Below are 19,256 nucleotides of genomic sequence, written 5' to 3'. Positions count from 1 at the left end.
ACGATGCACGACACAGTGCACCTCACGTCGGGCGCTCTGACGACCCCGACCGACGACCGGCACGAACCGAGGTGGCCACGATGACCGAACCAGCCGTGCAGGCGGGCTTCAAGGTGGCGGTCGACAACTGCCCGCTCGGCACCTTCGCCAAGTGCGAAGGCCTCAAGGCAACCTATTCGGTGAAGACCTACGAGGAGGGCGGCCAGAACGGCTATGTGCATCAGATGCCGGGCCGACTCTCGTACGAGAACGTCACGCTGACACGGGCCGTGAACAGCGAGTCGATCGGCCTGGCCTCGTGGTTCGCCTCGTACCAGTCGATGGTGAAGCGGTCGACCGGCCGGATCTCGGTCATGGACACCGCCGGCAAGGAGATCGTCACGTGGAGCCTGATGGGCGTGTTCCCCGTGACGTGGTCGGCCGGGGCGATCGAGGCCGGCGCCACCGGGGTCCTGACCGAAACCTTGGTGATCGCCCACGAAGGCTTCTTCGACCTGGGCATGGCGGGCAACGCCGCCAACTTGTGAGCCGTCGAGCGTGAGGAGAGAACCATGTCGGTACCGATGAAGCTGGAGAAGGCCAAGCTGGTGAAGATGGCGGGCGGCGGTGGCGGCGGCCTCGGCGGAGCGATCGCCGGCGCCGCCGCGAACGCAGCGGGTGTGGACGGGATGGTCCCGACCGTCTGGACCGACAGCGAGATGAACTTCCGCTTCAATCCGACCCAACTCACCCTCGACAAGTCGGCGACGTACGGCGGCCAGAACAACCGGGAGAGCGAGCAGGGCGGCCAGGAACAGTTCGCGAACACCGGCACGCGCACCCTCGGCTTCACCGCGCTGCTCGACGAGTGGGAGGCGCCGGCCGGATCCGACGTCGGCGACATGGTGTCGAAGCTCCAGAACTGGTGCAACCCCGATCCGAAGAGCCCGGAGAACCGGCGCGAACCGCCGCTCGTGATGTTCGTCTGGGGCAAGTTCGGGTTCACGGGCAAGCTCGAGACGGTCAACGCCACGTTCGAACTGTTCCGCAAGGACGGCACGCCGGCCCGAGCCGAGGTGACGGTCAGCATGAAGGAACGGCCGGACGAACAGGTGCCCACCAACCCCACCTCCGGCGGACCCCCCGGTCGGCGCTCGCGGTCCCTCGTCGAGGGCGACTCGCTGGCCGGTATCGCCTACCGCGAACTGGGGGACGCCAAGCTCTGGCGGGTCATCGCCGACATGAACGGCATCGACGACCCGCTGTCGGTCGCCCCGGGCACGGTCGTGCTCCTGCCGTCGGCCGACGACGCCGCCACCGAACTCCGACGACTGCGGGCCTCGGCGTGACCGTCCAGGTACGCGCCCAGTTCCCGTTCGTCGGCATCGACGGCACGCCGATGCGGGAGGAGATCCGACGCGAGATCGTCGAGGTCTGGGTCGACGACCATCTGGTGCTGCCCGACTCCGTCTTCGTCCGCCTGCGGTTCGACGACCCCGAGCTGTGGACGCGACTCGGCATCTCGATCGGGCAGACGATCGACATCCGTGCCGGTCAACTCGGCGAGGCGGCCGAAGCGACGCTCATCAAGGCCGAGATCACCTCGATCGAAGCGGTGTACGAGTACGGCAACCGCTTCTTGGTGATCCGGGGCTACGACGCCTCGCACCGTTTGCAGTCCGGTCGCAAGACCCGCTCGTTCAACAATGTGACCGACAGCGACCTCGCTCGGCGGATCGCCGGCGACGCCGGTCTGTCGGTCGGCACGGTCGATTCGACCACGACGGTGCACGACCACGTGAGCCAGATCAACACGACCGATTGGGAGTTCCTCCGGTGGCGGGCACAGGAGATCGGCTTCAAGGTCGCCGTACGCGACGGGCAGTTCTCGTTCACAGCGGCCGACGGCGACAGCGGCGGGGGCGGACTCGGCAGTGCAGCGGGCGGGCTCCTCGGAGGAGGCGCATCCGACTTGGCGGTCGGCCAGGGCCTGCTGTGTTTCCGGCCCCGAGTGACCGGCGCCCAACAGGTGTCGCGCGTCGAGGCACGCGGCTGGGACATGGCCCGGAAGCAGGCCGTCACCCACGAAGCCGATGCGGCGACGTCGAGCGTGACGTTGGAAGAGTCACGGTGGACGCCGACCGACCTCGCCGACGTGTTCGGCGGCCAGCCGTACCTCACCTGTGAGCGACCGATCGCGACGGCCGAGGAGGCGCAGGCGCTCGCCGAGTCGACCGCCGCGCTGATCGCCTCCTCGTTCGCCGAAGCCGAGGGCACCGCCGAGGGCAATCCGGTGATCGTCACCGGCGGCAAGCTGACGATCTCCGGTGCCGGACCGTTCGACGGCGAGTACTTCGTGTCGCACGCACGCCATCGGTTCGACGAGTCGGGCTACCACACCGACTTCGAGGTCGCCGGTCATCAGGAACGCTCGCTGCTCGGGCTCTCGTCGCTCGGCGCCACCGCGAACGGAGCCCCACCGATCTTCGGCGCCGTCGTCGCGCTCGTCACCAACGCACAGGATCCGGAGAAGATCGGACGGGTCAAGGTGAAGTTCCCATGGCTCAGCGACGACTACGAGAGCGACTGGGCCCGTGTCGCCTATCCGGGGGCGGGCAGCCTGCGCGGCTTCTTCAACACGCCCGAGGTCGACGACGAGGTGCTGGTCGTGTTCGAACGCGGCGACATGCGTCGCCCGTACGTGCTCGGCGGCTTGTACAACGGCCTCGACGCACCGCCCTCCGACTCCTACGTCGACGGCAGCGACGGCGGCATCAAGGCCCGTCGGTGGACGAGTACCAAAGGCCACGAGATCGCGATCAGCGAGCAGAGCGACGACGACTCGATCGTGCTGACGTCGAGCAACGGAGGCTTCCGCATCACCATCTCGGAGACCGACGAACTGATCGAGGTCAAGAGCGACGCCAAGGTGCTCGTCGAGGCGGCGCGCGAGATCGAACTGAAGGGTGGCGACGTCAAGATCTCCGGCACGTCGGTGACGATCGAAGCCGACGGCAACCTCGAGATGAGCGGCGCCAACGCCACGCTCGAAGGCAGCGGCCAGACCGAAGTGAAGGGCGGCATCGTGAAGCTCAACTGAGCCGAGCGGAGAGGACCATCATGGGAACACCGGCAGCAGTGCAGAACGACCTGATCACCGCGACGTGCGCGGGGCACCAGATCCCGAACCCGGCGTCGGGGGCGCCACAGCCCGGCCCGCCGTTCCCGTTCAGCGCGCCGGTGACGCTCGGGTGCGAGCCGACCGTCCTCATCGGTGGGGTGCCCGCCGCGGTCGTGGGCGCCAACGGCCTGAACACACCACCGCACGTCGGCCTGCACGTGAGCGACCCCTTCGCCGTGCCGGCGGTCCAGAAAGGAACGATCACCGGCGGGAGCCCTACGGTGCTGATCGGCGGCAAGCCGGCGGCGCGAACGGGCTCGTCGTGCATCGTGTGCTTCGGTGCGCCGGGGCAACTGACGGGGACGGCGGCGACCGTCCAGATCGCGTGAGGTCGGCCGTGGCTCAGCAGTTCATCGGACGCGGGTGGTCGTTCCCGCTACGCATCGACGCGGCCGGCGGCGTCGCCATGGTGTCCGACGACCACAACATCCAGCAGGCCATGCGACTCGTTCTCGGCACTGCGCCAGGCGAGCGACCGATGCGGCCGGCATTCGGCTGCCGCATCCACGAGCACGTGTTCGCGTCTGCCGACGCCACCACGGCCGGACTGATCGCGCACGAGGTGCGCACGTCGCTCAAGCAGTGGGAACCGCGTATCGACGTCACCGACGTTGACGTCGGATTCGACGACGACCGGCCGAGCATCGTCTACATCGACATCTCGTACCGCATCAAGTCGACGAACGACGCCCGCAACCTCGTCTTCCCCTTCTACACGATCCCCGGAGAGGACTGACATGTCGTTGCCCACACCACGCCTCGACGACCGCTCGTTCCAAGACCTCGTCGACGAGGCCAAGCGCTACGTGCAGCAGCGATGCCCGGAATGGACCGATCACAACGTGTCCGATCCCGGCGTCACCCTGATCGAGACGTTCGCCTCGATGACCGACGTCCTGCTGTACCGACTGAACCGTGTGCCCGACCGGCACTACGTCAAGTTCCTCGAACTCATCGGGGTCCAACTCTTCCCGCCGACGGCCGCCAACGTCGACGTCACCTTCTGGCTGTCGGCGCCCGCCACCGAGCCACTCAGGATCCCCGAGCACACCGAGGTCGCGACGGCGCGCACGCCCGAGGACGAACCGATCGACTTCTCCACGACCCGGCCCCTGACCATCGTGCCGACGACCGTCGACCACGTGGCCAGCCAACGGGCCGACGACGACCTGGTCCGGCACCACGACGAGGCGTTCGTCGGTGGGCAACCCTTCTTCTGCTTCAGCGAGACGCCCGTGGCGGGCGACCGGTTCCTGATCGGGCTCGACGACAGTGCGCCGTCGAACGCGCTCCTGCTGCGCTTCGCGTGCGACATCGAGGGCATCGGCGTCGACCCGACCAATCCGCCGCTCGCGTGGGAGGCGTGGAACGGTGACGGGTGGTCGCCGTGCGACGTCGAGAGCGACACGACCGGTGGTCTGAACCGGGCCGGCGACGTCGTGATCCACCTGCCCGACGACCACGAGGTGTCGGTCGTCGACGGCGCGAACGGCGGGTGGTTGCGCGCTCGGGTGGTCGAAGCGTTCGAGACCCAGCCGGAGTACTCCGCGTCGCCGCGCATCCTCGCGCTCGAGGTGATGACCGTCGGCGGCACCGCACCGGCAGTACACGCCAAGACCGTCGTGAACGAGACGCTCGGTGTATCCGATGGCGTTCCCGGCCAACGGTTCCGGCTCGAACACGCGCCCGTCGTTCCCGGCCAGGAGGTCGTCGTCGAGGTGTCCGGTGACGACGGCTGGGTCGACTGGCGTTCGGTGTCCGACTTCGCCGACTCCGAGCCCGACTCGCGTCACTTCCAGCTCGACGCGACGTCGGGTGAGGTCGCGTTCGGTCCGATGGTGCGCCTCGCCGACGGCGGAGTGCAGCAGTACGGCGCTGTTCCACCGACCGGAGCGACCATCCGGGTCGAGCGGTACCGGACCGGGGGCGGCCGCAAGGCCAACGTCGCCGCCGGTGCGATCACGATCCTCCGGACACCGATCCCGACCGTCAATCGAGTCGTCAACCGGCGCTCGGCCGCCGGCGGCCTCGACGGTGAAGACCTGGAGAACGCCAAGGTGCGTGGTCCGATCACGCTCCGCACCCGGAACCGTGCCGTGACGGTGGAGGACTACGAGCAACTGGCCCGCCTCGCGGCACCCGAGATCCTCCGAGTTCGAGCGGTGCCGGCCGCCGACTCGAGCGGTGTGCGCGTGCTCGTCGTGCCCGCCGTCGCCGACGACGAGCAGGGACGGCTCCGCTTCGAGCAGCTGATCCCCGACGACGGGTCGCTCGAACGGATCGCCGACTACCTCGACGAACGGCGCACGATCGGCGCTCGGGTGGTCGTCGAGCCGCCGCGCTACCAGGGCGTGACGGTCGTCGCCCGGGTCCGTGCCCGACGACGTTTCGCCACCGAGCCACTGCGCGACGACTGTCTCCGCGCGCTGTACGACTACCTCCACCCGACCCACGGCGGACCCGACGGCGACGGCTGGCCCTTCGGCCGTCCCGTCCACGTCGGCGAGGTGTACGCAGTACTGCAACGGCTACCCGGCACCGACATCATCGAGGACGCCCGCTTGTTCGCAGCCGATCCGGTGACGGGGGAGCGCGGCGAGAGCGTGCAGCGGCTCGTGCTCGATCCGCACAGCCTCGTCTTCTCGTACGAGCACCAGGTGCAGGTGGTCGACCGATGATCGGACACGGCCCGTGAGCGCCCGCCGCACGGTGCCCGACCTCGGCGTCAGGAGCCGCATCGGCCACATGCTCCCGGCGCTCTTCCACGACGACGAGCTCGCGCAGCGGTGGTGCTCGGGGCTCGACGCCGTCGTCGCCCCGGTGCCGACGACGATCGACAACTTCGCCGCCTACCTCGACGCCAGGTTGGCGCCGCTCGACTTCGTGGAGTGGCTGTCGACCTGGGTCGGCCTCGAACTCGACCAGACCTGGACCGAGCCGCGCCGCCGAGAACTCGTCGCCTCCGCGTACCGCCTGCACGACGCTCGCGGAACGGCTCGCGGGCTGGCCGATCTGATCGAGCTGTACACCGGCACCCGTCCGGAGATCGACGACGGCGCCGGGGTGCGGTGGTCGTCGACACCCGACGCCGAGCTGCCGGGCAGCGACGAACCCGAGTTGGTGGTGCGCCTCCGGGTGGCCGACCCGGACGCCGTCGACGCCGACCGGCTCGAGACGATGGTCCGGTTGTCGAAGCCGGCACACATTCGGCACCGCATCGAGATCGAGCACGACCCGACCGGCACCGCGCCGTCGCCGCCATCGGCTTCGCCGCCGCCCCCGCCACCGCCACCACCCCCGCCGCCGGCACCAACACCATCGTCATCATCGTCGCCGGTCGCGGACGACACGTCGCAGACTGGCCCGGCGCCGGTGCCGCCGACGGTGGCAGCGGGGGAAACCGGGGACACGTCCGAACCCGACGAACTACGCTCGACCACCGAGGGGCCCCGTGGGGACGGGCCCGAGGTCGATGCAGCCGGCGACCCACCCGACGACGGCTCGTGACGCGATGACCGACCAAGGGGAGGACACCCGATGATCGTCTGCAAGGAATGCGGCACGCAGAACGACGACGACGACCTTTTCTGCGGCGGTTGCCCGGCGTTCCTCGAGCACAGCGGCGAACGCATCGACGACGGATCCGAACCCGAGCCCGTCACGGAGTTCGCGGCGCCCGAACGCGACGGGCTGGTGACACGGATCAAGCACGCGATCACCGGTGACCACCTTCCGCCACCGACCGGATCGCCGTCCGACCCGACCGGCCCGGCGGGGAGCCCCGGATCGGGGACGGCGATCGACGCCGACGCCGAGCTCACCGACGAGCAACGGCGGGCCCGAGCGCTGCTGGCCACCGAGACGGCGCAGGAGCCGGCCGAGACGGCCACGCCGCGCTCGGCGCCGTCGACGACGACCGACGGCCCGGCCGGGGCGCGAACCCCCGAAGCGGTCGTGCCGCAGGAGGCGCGAGCGCGGCCCCGCAAGGTCAAGCAACCGCCGAGCCGCACGATCCTGCCGGGCGATCTGATCTGCGGGGCGTGCGGCGAGGGCAACCCCGACACCCGCAAGTTCTGCCGCCGGTGCGGCGACTCGCTGATCGAGGCCGAGGTCAAGAAGGCCTCGTGGTGGCGGCGTCTCGTCCCGACCAGGAAGAAGAAGGAGCCGCTCAAGGCCAGCGAACGGCCCGACCGCGGCACCCACGGCACCGTCGGGAGCAAGGCCCGGGTCGCGCGTGGCAAGTTCCTCGGCAAGCTCGCCCAGGGCCGTCGTCTCCTGGCACTGCTCGCGATCGTCGGCATCGGCGTCGGGTTCGCGATCCCCAGCGTCCGCAACATGGCGACCGACACGGCGTCCGACGGCTACGACAGCGTGCGGCGGGTGGTCAGCCCGACGTACAGCAACATCCCGATCGACCCCGACCGGGTCGAGGCGTCGTCGGCCTTCCCGCCCACCGACGCCGCCGATGTGACCGACAGCAACACCCTGACGTACTGGGAGCCCGACCCCGCCGACCGCGACGCCTCGGTCACGGTCACCTTCGTCGAAGCGACCGATGTCGAGCACGTGCTCGTGCACCCGGGCAAACAAGAAGACGGCGGCCAGGTGATCCGTCCCGATCCTCGACCGCGAGAGCTGCTGTTCCGCGTCCTCGACGACGACGGTTCCGTCAACGAGGTCGTGGCCACGATCGAGGACGAGGACGGCTTCCAGACCGTCGAACTCGGCGTCGACGCTGCGGTGAGCGTCGAGACCGTCGTCATCAACTGCTACCCCGACCCGGTGGTGACCGTCTGCCCCATCACCGAACTCGAATTCCAGACCAAGGACTGACCGAGCTCAGTCCGGGTTCGTGACCGACCCCGACGGTCAGGTGAACGGCGTGGTGGCCGGTTCGAGGCCGAGTTCGTCGAGCATGTCGGCGTACTGCCGGCGCAGGCGGTCGGCCGTGATGGTGTCGCCGCGTCGACCGTGCGCCTCCACGACGAGCCGCCACAACTCGTCGTGGAAGCGGTCGTACTCCAATCCGAGCTCGGCGAGCCGGATCGCAGCCGGAACGTCGTCGAGGGTGAGCGCTGCTGCAGCTCCCGCTGCAGCGGTCCGGGCGACGTGCTGCGAGAACTGGTCGCGTGCGGCGATCAGCCACTCCGGGTTGCCGCAACCCGCCAGCAGTTCGCCGCCGACCGACTCGAGCGCTCGCTCCGCCGCCGCCAGGCGCTCGGCTGCCGGCACGCCGCTCCGAGCTGCGATCGCTGCATCAGCGCGGAAGCGATCGAGATCGGATGCGGCGCCGGCCGGCACGGTCAGGAGGTAGCCGTCGTCGATCCGTTCGACGGTACGTCGGGCGTCGTCGTCGAGAAGGGCACGACGGATCGCCGACACGGCCACTTGGATCCCCCGTCGACCGGTGGCTTCGTCGTCGGGCCACAGCTCGTCGACGAGAGCCGACGCGTCGACCGGCCGCCCGGCGTCGACCGCCAGCCGGATCAGGACGGCCCGGGCGCGCGGCCGCAGCGCGTCGACGGCGTCGTGCCGGTCGGAGAGTCGGAAGCCACCGGTCAGTGTGGTCGTGCCGTGCTGCAACGGCCCATCGACGAGGTGCTCCGGCGCTCGCTCGTCCGTCGCCCCGTCGGCGCCGACGAGGACGAGGAGTGGAGGCTGTCGCAAACCGGCCTTGCGAGCGAGCTGTCGCGATCGCCGCTCGACGGCCGACCGGTCGGGCACGAGCGGCGCGAGGCCTGCGAGCGCCGACGACGCGAGGACGGCACTGTGTTGCCGGTCGGCGAGCTCGGCCGCGGCCTCGAAGTGTCGACGCCGAGCGTCGTCGTCGCCGACGGCCATGGCGGCGCAGAGGTGAGCGATGATCGCTCCCCACGGGTCGCCGTCGGCCGCACAACGCTCGGCGAGGCGTCGCGCCACGTCGGGGCGCGGCGGATCGGCGACGGCAGCGACGACGGCTCCACCCAGCCGACCCAACCAGGTGCCGTCGAGGCCGACGAGGAGCCGGTCGATGAGGGTCAGGTCGGCCGCATCCCCGTCGCCCGCCAGGAGCCGGACCAGCTGGCGGCCGAGCCGGCCGGTGTGGATCGCCCAGTCGGCGGGGTCGTCGTCGAGCAACACCGCATCGAAGCGACGTGCGGCCGCTGCGAGGTCGCCCGACAGGAGCGCGAGCGCGCCGCTCGCCACCGTCGACTCGACCGTCCCCAGCTGTGCGAGGGCCGCTGCCGCCGGCCCGGGGGCGTCGGTGAGGCCGAGCCGCAGCAGGCCGATCCATCCGTCGCCACCGTCGCCGTCGGGAAGGAGGAACGCTTCGAGTTGGGAGCGCTCGCGTCGGCACGTGGCTCGGGCCTCGGCGTGCTCCTCGAGTGAGCGCTCCGCCTGTCGGTACAGGTCGCAGGCGGTGCCGAAGCGCCCGGAGGCCACGGCGACCCGGGCGCGGACCACGGTGAGCCACGGATCGCCGGTCGACGGTTCTGCCGGTTCGAGCGCGTCGAGCATCCCGGCGTTCCGGAGCGCGATCTCGCCGTCGATGAGCTGGGCGAGTCGTGCCGGGTCGCCGGCTCGGCCGGATCGGACGTGGCACCGCATGGCCTCACCGAAGAACCCTGCTGTCGCGAGCAGCTCGGCCGCTCGCTCGTAGCGGGCTTCGAGTTCGTCGGCCGGCAGTTCGTCGGCGAGCTCCGCTTCGAGATGGGCCCGCAGCACCTCGTGGTAGCGGTAGGTGTCGACGTCGAGGCGTGTGACGAACACTTCCGACGCCTCGAGTTGGGTGAGCGCAGCGCGACTCCCGGAGCCGCCGACGAGATCGTCGGCGAGGTCGGGCGTCACGACGCCGAGCACGGAGGTGTGGAGGAGGAACGTGCGGAGTTCGTCGGTGAGCGACCCCAACACGTGCTGAGCGAGATAGCGGCGGGCGAGCCGAGACCGAGTCGACGCATGGCGCGCCAGCCGTCGTTGCTCGGCCGGTGTGCGGTCTCTCGCCGCGAGTCGGAACAGTTGGAACCCGGCGGCCCAGCCGCCGACGCTGCGTGTCAACCGGGCGACGTCGTCGGGACGGAGCACGAACCCCCACGTCTCGTCGAGCAGCTGCTCGGCCTCCCAGGTACGGAAGCGGAGATCATCGGCGTCGATGTGGAGCACGTCGTCCATCAGTTGCAGGCGTGCGTCGTCGAGGATCGGCTGGATCCGGGTGCCGACGGCGATCGACACGTGCGCTGGGAGGCGTTCGACCAGATGGGCGAGGACGTCGCCGGCCTGGCCGCCCGCGATCAGATGGAAGTCGTCGATGACGATCGCGAGCGGGCCCTCGAACGCGTCGAGGGCGTCGAGGGCGGCATCGGCGTGCAGCCAAGCGGCGCCCGGTGCGGCACCGATCGCCGACTCGATCGACCGTTGCAGGTAGGCGAGGAAGGTCGATGCGGCGCCGTCGAGACTGTCGACCGTGTACCAGGCGACCGGGATCGTCGTCCCGTGAGCGAACTGGGCCAGCGCCGTCGTCTTGCCGCTCCCTGCGGGCGCGTGGACGACGGTCAGCCGGTGCCGCTCGATCTGTGACAGGACCAGATCGAGACGTTCACGACTGAGGCCGCTGGCCGCAGGGCAGCGGATCCTCGATGCGATGACTCGTTCCACTGTGATGTTGCTCCGTGCCCGCCGGGAGGACTCCGACGGTATCACCGGCCCTTCGGGCGGATTTCGGGAATAACGGCCGAGCGCTGCCACCCGGACGGCCGTGAGGCACGGGGACCTGGGGCGGTAGCCTTCGGGGCATGAGCGAAGCGCACATGCCCCAGCCGGTCGGACTCGAGGGCGGGTTCGATCCGCGCAGCGACGTCTTCAACCGCCTGCTCAAGAACCGGGTCGTCATGCTCGGCTCCGATGTGAACGACGACATCGCCAACCAGTTGTGCGCCCAGTTGCTGTACCTGGAGGGCGAAGACCCCAACGCCGACATCTGGCTGTACATCAACAGCCCGGGTGGCTCGGTCACCGCCGGTATGGCGATCTACGACACGATGCAGTTCGTCGGCTGCGACGTCGCCACGGTCTGCCTGGGGCTCGCCGCCTCGATGGGCCAGTTCCTGCTCACCGCCGGTGCTGCGGGCAAGCGGTACACCCTGCCCAACGCCCGGATCATGATGCACCAGCCGCTCGCCGGCCTGCGTGGTCAGGCGACCGACATTGCGATCCAGGCCGAGCAGCTGCGCTACACCAAGCGCCGCATGGCCGAACTGATCGCCGAGCACTCGGGCCAGCCGATCGAGAAGATCCAGGAAGACTCCGAGCGCGACCGCTGGTTCACCGCCGAAGATGCCAAGGACTACGGCCTCGTCGACAGCGTGATCCTGCGCCGCGGCGAGATGGTCTGACGCCGAAGGGCGCCACGGCGCCCGGGTGACTCACCCGGGGGTCGACGTGCTCGGCGGGGGAGCGACCGTGGTCGTCACCGCCGGCACGAACTCCTGTGGGGCGATCGTCGTGATCGGGATCTCGACGCCGCAGTTGCGGCTCAGCCACACCGTCACGGCGTAGGCGGCCGGCTCGGTCGCGTACGCCGTTGCGGCCACCAGTTGCTCCGAATCGGGATCGCCCGGCACGAGCGACGCTGCCGTCTCGAAGTTGACCACCAGCTGATTCCATTCGGCAGCGATCGCGAGCGGGGCCAGCTCTCCCATCACCCGATAGAAGTCGAGCGTCGCCTCGAGGCTCGACTCGTCGCTGATCGGTGGGTCGATGATCGTGCTGCGGTGCTCGGCTGCCTCGGCGCAGAAGCGCACGGCGTCGCCCTGGGGCTCGTCGTCACCGCTGCAGGACGCCACGATCAGCGGGGCGAGCGCGACGAGCGCGGCGGCGAGTGGACGGTGTGATCGCACGTCGTCAGAGTGTGGCACGCCGAGGCGCGAACGCCACGTCATGCCGCTCTCGATCGCGTGCGCCGTCAGCGGTCGGTGAGCAGGCGGGATCGGAACAGATCGAGTACCCGGTCGAGCGCGTCGCGGGTCGGTTCGCCGGGCTCGTCGATCAGGTGATCGGTGAGCACGGAGTGCGGTGGGTTCGGTGGTGCGGGATTCGCCGAACCGTCGTCGAGTTCGATCGCCACGAAGGCGTCGCCGAGCTCGCGACGGAGGAACTCGAATCGTTCGCCGGGCACCAGCTTGTCGCCGGTGAAGCGCAGCCCGATCACCTGCAGGCCTGCGTCGCAGCGCTGCTTGACGACAGCCAGCTCGTCCGGGGAGATGTCGATCGAGTCGCGATGCCGCTTCGTGAGGCCGAACGGCAGCGACGGCTGGCTGAGAACCGGTGCGAGCATCCGCTCGTCGGTTGCCATCGCCAGCGCGAAGCCGCCGGTGAAACACATACCCACGGCGCCGACGCCGGGGCCGCCGCACCGATCGTGAGCGTCGCGAGCGAGCTCGCGCAACCAGTCGACCACCGGGGACGTCTTGCCCGTCGCCAAGACGTGGAACTCCCTGGACACGCACGCCGGCACGATCGAGCGGACGAACAGTCCGACGTCAGGCCGGTTCTTCGCCGTGGTCGGGTCGCGTCCTGGTTCGCCGAATAGGTGCGGCATCACGGCGGTGCACCCGATCGACGACACCCGACGGGCGAAGTCGGCGACCGCAGGCGTGATGCCGGGCATCTCGGCGATGACGATCACGGCCGGGCCGGTGCCGAGCGTGTACACGGTCCGACGCTTCCCGAGCGCCTCGAACTCGCGTGTCGTGAAGTCGCCCAACTCGTCGCTCGCCATTCCCCGACCGTAACCGTCACTCGACCGGCGGCGGTGAAACCCTGTGGCACCCCCTCGGTAGTGTGCCCGTCACCGTCGTGGGAGCGGTCCTCCCTCTCGAACACACACCGGCGCGCGTGCGCCGTTCGGGAGGTCGACATGATCGCAACCATCGCCAGCGCAACCATCCTCGGAGCACGAGGCCACCCCGTCACCGTCGAGGTCCACGTCGGTCAGGGGCTGCCGGGCTTCACGATGCTCGGGTTGCCCGACGAGTCGTGCCGAGAGGCCAAGGATCGTGTTCGGGCCGCGATCACGTCGTGCGGGATCGAATGGCCCAACAAGAAGATCGTCGTCAATCTGGCACCGCCGCAGTTCCGCAAGGTGGGGTCCGGCCTCGACGTCGCTGTGGCCGTCGGCTGCCTCGTGGCGTTCGACGTGATCCCGCCCGATGCCGTCGACGGGTTCGCGTTCGCGGGCGAACTGGGTCTCGACGGCCGCATCCGTCGGGTACCCGGCATCGCGCCGATGGTCGGCGTCCGGCCCGACGCCACGTGGGTGGTCCCCACCGATGCCGTCAACGAGGCTGCGGTGGTCGGTACCGGTGTCGTGCGCGGCGTCGATCATCTCTCGACGCTCGTTGCCGCCCTCACCCGCGCCGACGACTGGCCCGAGCTCGACGGCGAGCCGCCGCCCGACGACGAGCACGAACCGGTTCACGATCTCGCCGACGTCAAGGGACAGGCCGAGGCCCGCCTGGCGCTCGAACTGGCCGCCGCCGGCGGCCACCACCTGTTGTTCGTGGGCGCTCCCGGGGCCGGCAAGACGATGCTCGCACGGCGTCTGCCGGGGCTGTTGCCCGACCTCGACGCCGACACGGCGCTGCAGGCCACGATGGTCCATTCCGCCGCGGGTGTCACCCTGCCGCCGAGCGGTCTGCTCCGCCGCCCACCCTTCCGTGCGCCGCACCACACGAGCTCGGTCGGAGCGCTGGTCGGCGGCGGATCGCACCGCTACCGGCCCGGCGAGATCAGTCTCGCCCACGGCGGCGTGCTCTTTCTCGACGAGATGGGCCAGTTCCAGCCGAAGGCGCTCGACGGCCTTCGCGAGGCGATCGAGACCGGACAGGTGATGGTCGGCAGGGTCGAACAAGACCGGGTGGCGATGCCGGCGCGCTTCCAGCTGATCGGTGCCACCAACCCGTGTCCGTGCGGCGCCGGAGCACCGGTCGAGTGTCACTGCGACGAACGGGTCCGCACCCGGTACCTGGCCCGGTTGTCCGGCCCGTTCCTCGATCGGTTCGATCTGCGGATCGCCGTCCGGCGCCCGGAGGTCGGCGACATGCTCGACGGCGAACGCGGTGAGACCACGGCGTCGGTCGCCGAACGCGTCGAGCGGGCTCGGTCGCTCGCCGTCGAACGGGCGGGTCGACTCAACGCCGACCTCGACGACGTGCTGCTCCACGAGCACGCACCGCTCACCGACGACGCCGAACGGCTCTTGCGAGCCGAACTCGAACGTGGGCGCCTCTCGGCACGCGGCTACCACCGCATCAGACGGGTCGCTCGGACACTCTCCGATCTCGCCGGCCTGGTCGACGGTCCGATCGCCGACGACCACGTCGCCACAGCGCTCGTGATGCGCACGGTGATCGGCCCCAACACGATCGGAGCGGCCGCATGAGCACACCCCGAGACCCGCACGACAGCGGCGCGGTCGCTTCGCTCACCCGGCTCCCCGGCGTCGGGTCGGCCCGGCTCGCCGCGCTGCTGCGATGCCACACGCCGGTCGACGCGTTCGAACGGCTGTCGAGCGGGCGGCCGCTCGACCATCGACTGCAGCGCTGGTTTCGTCCCGATCTCGTCGCGTCGCTGCGAGTGGCGGCGCGTGAGTTCGACCCGGTCGCCGAGGCCGAGCGACTCGAGTCGGCGGGCATCCACGCGACCTGGCTCGGTTGCGACGACTATCCGGCCCTCCTGGCGGTCGACGGAGCCGCCCCGACCACCCTGTTCAGCCTCGGAAGCTTCGATGCCCTCGCCGCACGACGCGTCGCGATCATCGGTACCCGGAATGCCTCGACCGCCGGTCTGGCCACTGCACGCGAGCTCGGGTGTGCGCTCGCCGACCACGACGTCACCGTGGTGTCCGGGCTGGCCAGGGGGATCGACGGGGCGGCGCATGGCGGGGTGAGGTCGTCGTCGGGGGCGGGCAAAGCGGTTGCCGTGGTCGGCTCGGGCCCCGACGTCGTCTACCCACGCCGTCACCGCGATCTCTGGTGGTGGATCGCCGAGCACGGGCTCCTGCTCTCGGAGTGGCCACCGGGGACACCACCCGACGCCTGGCGGTTCCCCGAACGCAATCGCATCATCGCGGCCCTGTGCGAGGTGCTCGTCGTCGTCGAGAGCCGAGAGCGTGGCGGCAGCCTGATCACGGCCCGCGACGCACTCGATCGTGACATCGAGGTGATGGCGGTGCCGGGCTCACCGCGCGTTCGGGCGTCGTTGGGCACCAACAAGCTGCTGGTCGACGGTGCCACGCCCGCCACCTGCGTCGACGACGTCCTCGTCGCGCTCGGGCTCGATCACCGGCGCGCCGGGGTCGTCCCCTTCGATCCGCGACCGACGCCCGTCGGCGCCCAGGCCGAGGTGCTCCGGGCCTGCGAAGGCGAGCCGTGCACCCTCGATGTCCTGGTGCAGCGGACCGGCCTCGACCTCACCGTCGCAGCACTCGCCGCCGCCCGCCTCGAACACGACGGATGGCTGGTCGAGGTCGGCGGGTGGTTCGAGCCGACGCGGAGTCATTTCGCGTCGTCGCCCGAACAGTGGATCCCTGGCGAGTCGGCATGAGCCGTCACCCCGCCACCGGCCGGGCGCCGCCACGAGGTACCGACGCGGTTCGCGCCTCCCATCACGCACCGTGGTGGTCGGGTCGAATACCCTGGTCAGCGTGGCGGCCGACGGTGATCCCTGGCGTTTGGACGACTTCGTCCGGGCGCAGACGTCGCTGTCCGACAACACCCTGTCGGCGTATCGCACCGATGTCCGCCTGTTCGCCGAGTGGGTCGAACGGCTCCAGATCGAACACCCCGACCAGGTCGCCCGGACCACCGTGCGGCGATACATCGCCGCGTTGTCCACCCGCGAGTTCGCCCGGCGCAGCATCGCCCGCAAGGCGGCGTCGTTGCGGCGGTACTTCGCCTGGGCCGTGGGGGAGGGGATCGTCGAGGTCGACCCGACCGTGGGCGTGCACGCGTCCGCCGGCAACGGTCGACTCCCGCGTGTGCTCGCCGAGCGTGAGATCGAGCAACTGCTCGAGGGGCCGACACCCGACGAACCCGAGTGGCGCCGACGGCGCGACGACGCCGTGCTCGAGGTGCTGTACGCCGCTGGGGTTCGCGTCTCCGAGCTCTGCTCGCTCGACCTCGCCCAACTCCACGTCGACGAAGCGTTCTTGACGGTGTGGGGCAAGGGCTCGAAGGAGCGCCGGGTCCCGCTCGGTGAGCCGGCGCAACACGCGTTGGTCGCTTGGCTGGCGATCCGACACGAGGTGGCCCCGGACGAGGTGGGCGCCGCCGTGTTCGTCAACGAACGCGGCAAGCGGCTGACGCCGCGCGACGTCCGACGCATTCTCGACCGCCGGTCACCGACCCCGACGCACCCGCACGCACTGCGGCACAGCTTCGCGACCCACCTCCTCGACGGCGGCGCCGATCTGCGCGCCGTGCAGGAGCTGCTCGGTCACGCCGACGTCGCAACGACCCAGCGTTACACTCACGTCAGCCGCGAGCGCCTGCGAACGGCCTACCAGGAGAGCCATCCGAGAGCATGAGCATCGTTCCCGACGACCCCGACTTGGCGATGCACTGGACGCGTTGGCTCAACCGCAAGAACAACGCGTCCCGCGACCACCTCATCGTCCACTACTCGCCGCTCGTGAAGTTCGTTGCCGGTCGTGTCGGTGCGGGTCTCCCCAACAGCGTCGACCCGGGCGACCTGGTGAGTTCCGGCGTGTTCGGGCTGATCGACGCAATCGACCGGTTCGACCCGGAACGAGGGGTGAAGTTCGAGACGTTCGCCGCCCCGCGCATTCGTGGCGCCATCTACGACGGCCTCCGTCAACTCGACTGGGTACCGCGTTCGGTCCGGAGCCGTGCCCGCGAGGTCGAGAAGGCGATTTCCCAGCTCGAACACGAACTGGGTCGTTCGCCCACCGACGAGGAGTTGGCCGAGAAGCTGCGCATCGGCGAGGAAGAGCTCGCCCGGTGGCTGGCCTCGATCGCCGCCACCACGATCGGGCCGCTCGACCGGGCCGTCGCCGCCGGGTACGAGCCCGAGTCGGTCGACTCGGCCGGCATGGAGCATCCCGTCGCCGCCATCGAAGACCAGGAGTTGCGCGACGTGATGCGCGACGAGATCAAGCGGCTCCCCGAGCGGGAGAAGCTCGTGTTGTCGCTGTATTACGACGAGGGCCTGACCCTTGCCGAGATCGGGCAGGTCCTCGGTGTCACCGAGAGCCGTGTCTCCCAGATCCACACCAAGTCGGTGCTGCACCTGCGTTCGCGCATGACGGCCGCCGGCGTCGGCTGAGCCCGACACTCGGCGCATCGCGCCCACTCGGTCGATCACGACCCGCCACCCGTGCCGCACTCGCGGCCCGAACCTGGAGGGTTCCGTGATCCGTCCCCACCCCAACGTCCGGCCGGCGGCGCGCCTCGGCGCCGCATTGGTCGCATCGTGCCTGCTCAGCGGCATCGTGCCCGCGTCGTCGGTCGCCGCCGCCTGCTGGTTCGCCCCGGTCGACGCCCCGATCTCCGATCCGTATCGTCCACCGCGCTGCCCATGGTGCGCCGGCAACCGGGGGATCGAGTACGCCACCGTGCCGGGAACACCCGTGCGAGCCGTGGCGAGTGGAACGGTGACCTTCGCCGGCACCGTCGTCGACCGGCGGTACGTCGTCGTCGAACACGCCGACGGTCGGCGCGCCACGTACGGCCTGTTGTCGTCGATCGGGGTGTCGGCGGGCGACCGGGTCACCGCCCGGTCCATCGTCGGGACGGCCGGGGCGACGACCCATTTCGGGCTCCGCGACGGTGACGACTACGTCGATCCGACACCCGAGATCGGGCGGCTCGCCTACGCGGTCCGACTCGTGCCGCTCGACGGGTCGCCAGGGGCGCCTCCCGGGCCCGCCCGACCCCGGTGCGAAACGCCCGAAATCCGGGCGTTTCCTGGCGCGAACCACGGCCGAGGCCGTTAGTCTGGTGCGTCGGTCCGGTGCGAACCGGTCCGACCCATACCCCCGAATACACATCACCTTCTCCGACAGAGCGGTCGCTGCGGCGCCAGGAGAAGGCCCAGGAACCGCAACAAGGAGAAAATCCCATGGCTGTCATCAGCATGCGCCAGATGCTCGAAGCGGGTGTCCACTTCGGTCACCAGACCCGTCGTTGGAACCCCAAGATGCGTCGCTTCATCTTCGGTGAGCGCAACGGCATCTACATCATCGACCTCGAGCAGACCCTGACCCGGGTCGAGTCGGCTTACGGCTTCGTCCGCGACCTCGTCGCCGACGGTGGCACGATCCTCTTCGTCGGCACCAAGAAGCAGGCCCAGGACCCGATCCAGAGCTTCGCCCTCAAGGTCGGCATGCCGTACGTCAACGAGCGCTGGCTCGGTGGCATGCTCACCAACTTCGAGACGATCTCGAAGCGCGTCAACAAGATGCTCGAGTACGAGCGCATGAAGGCCTCGGGTGAGTTCGACGCCATGATCAAGAAGGAAGCGCTGATGCTCGATCGTGAGCTCACCAAGCTCCAGCGCAACCTCGGCGGTCTCCGCGACATGAAGAAGGCGCCCGACGCGATCTTCGTCGTCGACACCAAGAAGGAGCACATCGCCGTCACCGAGGCGAACAAGCTCGGCATCCCCGTCGTCGCCGTCGTCGACACCAACGTCGACCCCGACGTCGTGCAGTACCCGATCCCGGGCAACGACGACGCCATTCGCGCCAACAGCCTCCTGATCGAGACGATCGCCGCCGCCGTCGAAGAGGGCCGCTACATCGCCTCGCGTCGCCCGAAGGCCGCCGGTGAGCCCGAGGCCGCCGCCAAGCCCGAGCGCAGCCCCGAGGAAGAGGCCGCCTTCGCCCAGGCGCAGGCCGACGCCCGCAACGCCGCGGCGCGTGCACAGCAGGAGCGCGAGGCCCGCCTCGCCGCCAGCAAGTCGAAGCCGGCCGATGAGCCCGCCGCCGAGGCCGCGCCGGTCGACGCCGCCGACGACCAGGCGACCGCGACGCCGCAGCCCGACGGCTCGGCTCCCGAAGCAGCTGCCGAGGCGCCCGCCGCCGACGAGCAGGCCTGACGCA

At 70.0% G+C, this 19,256-nt stretch carries 18 protein-coding genes; 15 read left to right on the top strand and 3 right to left on the bottom strand.

Annotated features, from left to right (window positions below; translation table 11 throughout):
• Positions 1–80: 80 nt before the first annotated feature.
• From BDK89_RS12960 to BDK89_RS22185, 8 genes are read left to right on the top strand one after another with little or no spacing between them, the layout of a single operon-like run.
• The gene (locus BDK89_RS12960) at positions 81–527 is read left to right on the top strand and encodes a phage tail protein (RefSeq protein ID WP_133869340.1); all 447 of its coding nucleotides are present in this window, start codon (positions 81–83) and stop codon (positions 525–527) included.
• A gap of 36 nt (positions 528–563) precedes the next feature.
• Positions 564–1,328: a CIS tube protein gene (locus BDK89_RS12955; RefSeq protein WP_133869339.1), complete on the top strand. Its 765-nt coding sequence runs from the start codon at positions 564–566 to the stop codon at positions 1,326–1,328.
• Positions 1,325–3,079 carry a VgrG-related protein gene (locus BDK89_RS12950; protein WP_133869338.1) on the top strand — a complete coding sequence of 585 codons (1,755 nt, stop codon included), beginning with the start codon at positions 1,325–1,327 and terminating at the stop codon, positions 3,077–3,079. Before BDK89_RS12955 ends, BDK89_RS12950 begins: the two co-directional genes overlap by 4 nt.
• A gap of 20 nt (positions 3,080–3,099) precedes the next feature.
• A complete protein-coding gene (locus BDK89_RS12945; protein ID WP_133869337.1) occupies positions 3,100–3,489 on the top strand; it encodes a PAAR domain-containing protein in 390 nt (129 codons plus the stop codon).
• Between the two features lie 8 nt (positions 3,490–3,497).
• Entirely contained in the window at positions 3,498–3,896 is a 399-nt protein-coding gene (locus BDK89_RS12940; RefSeq protein WP_208294188.1) for a GPW/gp25 family protein, read from the top strand.
• Position 3,897: 1 nt separating this feature from the next.
• The gene (locus BDK89_RS12935; RefSeq protein WP_133869336.1) at positions 3,898–5,838 is read left to right on the top strand and encodes a putative baseplate assembly protein; all 1,941 of its coding nucleotides are present in this window, start codon (positions 3,898–3,900) and stop codon (positions 5,836–5,838) included.
• Between the two features lie 13 nt (positions 5,839–5,851).
• Entirely contained in the window at positions 5,852–6,667 is an 816-nt protein-coding gene (locus BDK89_RS12930; RefSeq protein ID WP_208294068.1) for a phage tail protein, read from the top strand.
• Positions 6,668–6,697: 30 nt separating this feature from the next.
• Positions 6,698–7,993, top strand: a complete 1,296-nt coding sequence (locus tag BDK89_RS22185) for a zinc ribbon domain-containing protein (RefSeq protein ID WP_208294067.1) — start codon at positions 6,698–6,700, stop codon at positions 7,991–7,993.
• A gap of 36 nt (positions 7,994–8,029) precedes the next feature.
• On the opposite strand, the gene BDK89_RS12920 is transcribed toward BDK89_RS22185, so the two are convergent.
• Positions 8,030–10,792, bottom strand: a complete 2,763-nt coding sequence (locus BDK89_RS12920; RefSeq protein WP_133869335.1) for an AfsR/SARP family transcriptional regulator — start codon at positions 10,790–10,792, stop codon at positions 8,030–8,032.
• Positions 10,793–10,929: 137 nt separating this feature from the next.
• On the opposite strand from BDK89_RS12920, the gene BDK89_RS12915 reads away from it, so the two are divergent.
• Positions 10,930–11,529: an ATP-dependent Clp protease proteolytic subunit gene (locus tag BDK89_RS12915; protein WP_133869334.1), complete on the top strand. Its 600-nt coding sequence runs from the start codon at positions 10,930–10,932 to the stop codon at positions 11,527–11,529.
• Positions 11,530–11,559: 30 nt separating this feature from the next.
• Here the strand turns inward: BDK89_RS12915 and BDK89_RS12910 are convergent, their stop codons facing one another.
• Both BDK89_RS12910 and BDK89_RS12905 read right to left on the bottom strand, forming a co-directional pair.
• On the bottom strand, positions 11,560–12,033 hold the full coding sequence (locus BDK89_RS12910; RefSeq protein ID WP_133869333.1) for a hypothetical protein: 474 nt from the start codon (positions 12,031–12,033) through the stop codon (positions 11,560–11,562).
• Between the two features lie 65 nt (positions 12,034–12,098).
• Positions 12,099–12,914 carry a dienelactone hydrolase family protein gene (locus BDK89_RS12905; RefSeq protein ID WP_133869332.1) on the bottom strand — a complete coding sequence of 272 codons (816 nt, stop codon included), beginning with the start codon at positions 12,912–12,914 and terminating at the stop codon, positions 12,099–12,101.
• Positions 12,915–13,052: 138 nt separating this feature from the next.
• Here BDK89_RS12905 and BDK89_RS12900 point away from each other — a divergent pair, with 138 nt between their 5' ends.
• From BDK89_RS12900 to rpsB, 6 genes are all read left to right on the top strand, one after another.
• Positions 13,053–14,576, top strand: coding sequence for a YifB family Mg chelatase-like AAA ATPase (locus tag BDK89_RS12900; RefSeq protein WP_133869331.1), 1,524 nt, complete (start codon positions 13,053–13,055; stop codon positions 14,574–14,576).
• The gene (locus BDK89_RS12895; protein ID WP_133869330.1) at positions 14,573–15,739 is read left to right on the top strand and encodes a DNA-processing protein DprA; all 1,167 of its coding nucleotides are present in this window, start codon (positions 14,573–14,575) and stop codon (positions 15,737–15,739) included. Before BDK89_RS12900 ends, BDK89_RS12895 begins: the two co-directional genes overlap by 4 nt.
• A 100-nt stretch (positions 15,740–15,839) precedes the next feature.
• The gene (locus BDK89_RS12890; RefSeq protein WP_166657561.1) at positions 15,840–16,721 is read left to right on the top strand and encodes a tyrosine recombinase; all 882 of its coding nucleotides are present in this window, start codon (positions 15,840–15,842) and stop codon (positions 16,719–16,721) included.
• Positions 16,718–17,479 carry a FliA/WhiG family RNA polymerase sigma factor gene (locus BDK89_RS12885; RefSeq protein WP_133869328.1) on the top strand — a complete coding sequence of 254 codons (762 nt, stop codon included), beginning with the start codon at positions 16,718–16,720 and terminating at the stop codon, positions 17,477–17,479. The genes BDK89_RS12890 and BDK89_RS12885 overlap by 4 nt, the downstream gene beginning before the upstream one ends.
• 85 nt (positions 17,480–17,564) lie before the next feature.
• The gene (locus tag BDK89_RS12880; protein ID WP_166657560.1) at positions 17,565–18,149 is read left to right on the top strand and encodes a murein hydrolase activator EnvC family protein; all 585 of its coding nucleotides are present in this window, start codon (positions 17,565–17,567) and stop codon (positions 18,147–18,149) included.
• Between the two features lie 125 nt (positions 18,150–18,274).
• Complete coding sequence (gene rpsB / locus BDK89_RS12875) at positions 18,275–19,252, top strand: 30S ribosomal protein S2 (RefSeq protein ID WP_133869326.1); 978 nt, start codon at positions 18,275–18,277, stop codon at positions 19,250–19,252.
• Positions 19,253–19,256 lie beyond the last annotated feature (4 nt).

The organism is Ilumatobacter fluminis (assembly GCF_004364865.1).
Classification (GTDB): Bacteria; Actinomycetota; Acidimicrobiia; order Acidimicrobiales; family Ilumatobacteraceae; genus Ilumatobacter; species Ilumatobacter fluminis.
The sequence above is the reverse complement of the archived record's forward strand: the minus strand, read 5'-3'. Positions and strand labels throughout refer to the sequence as shown.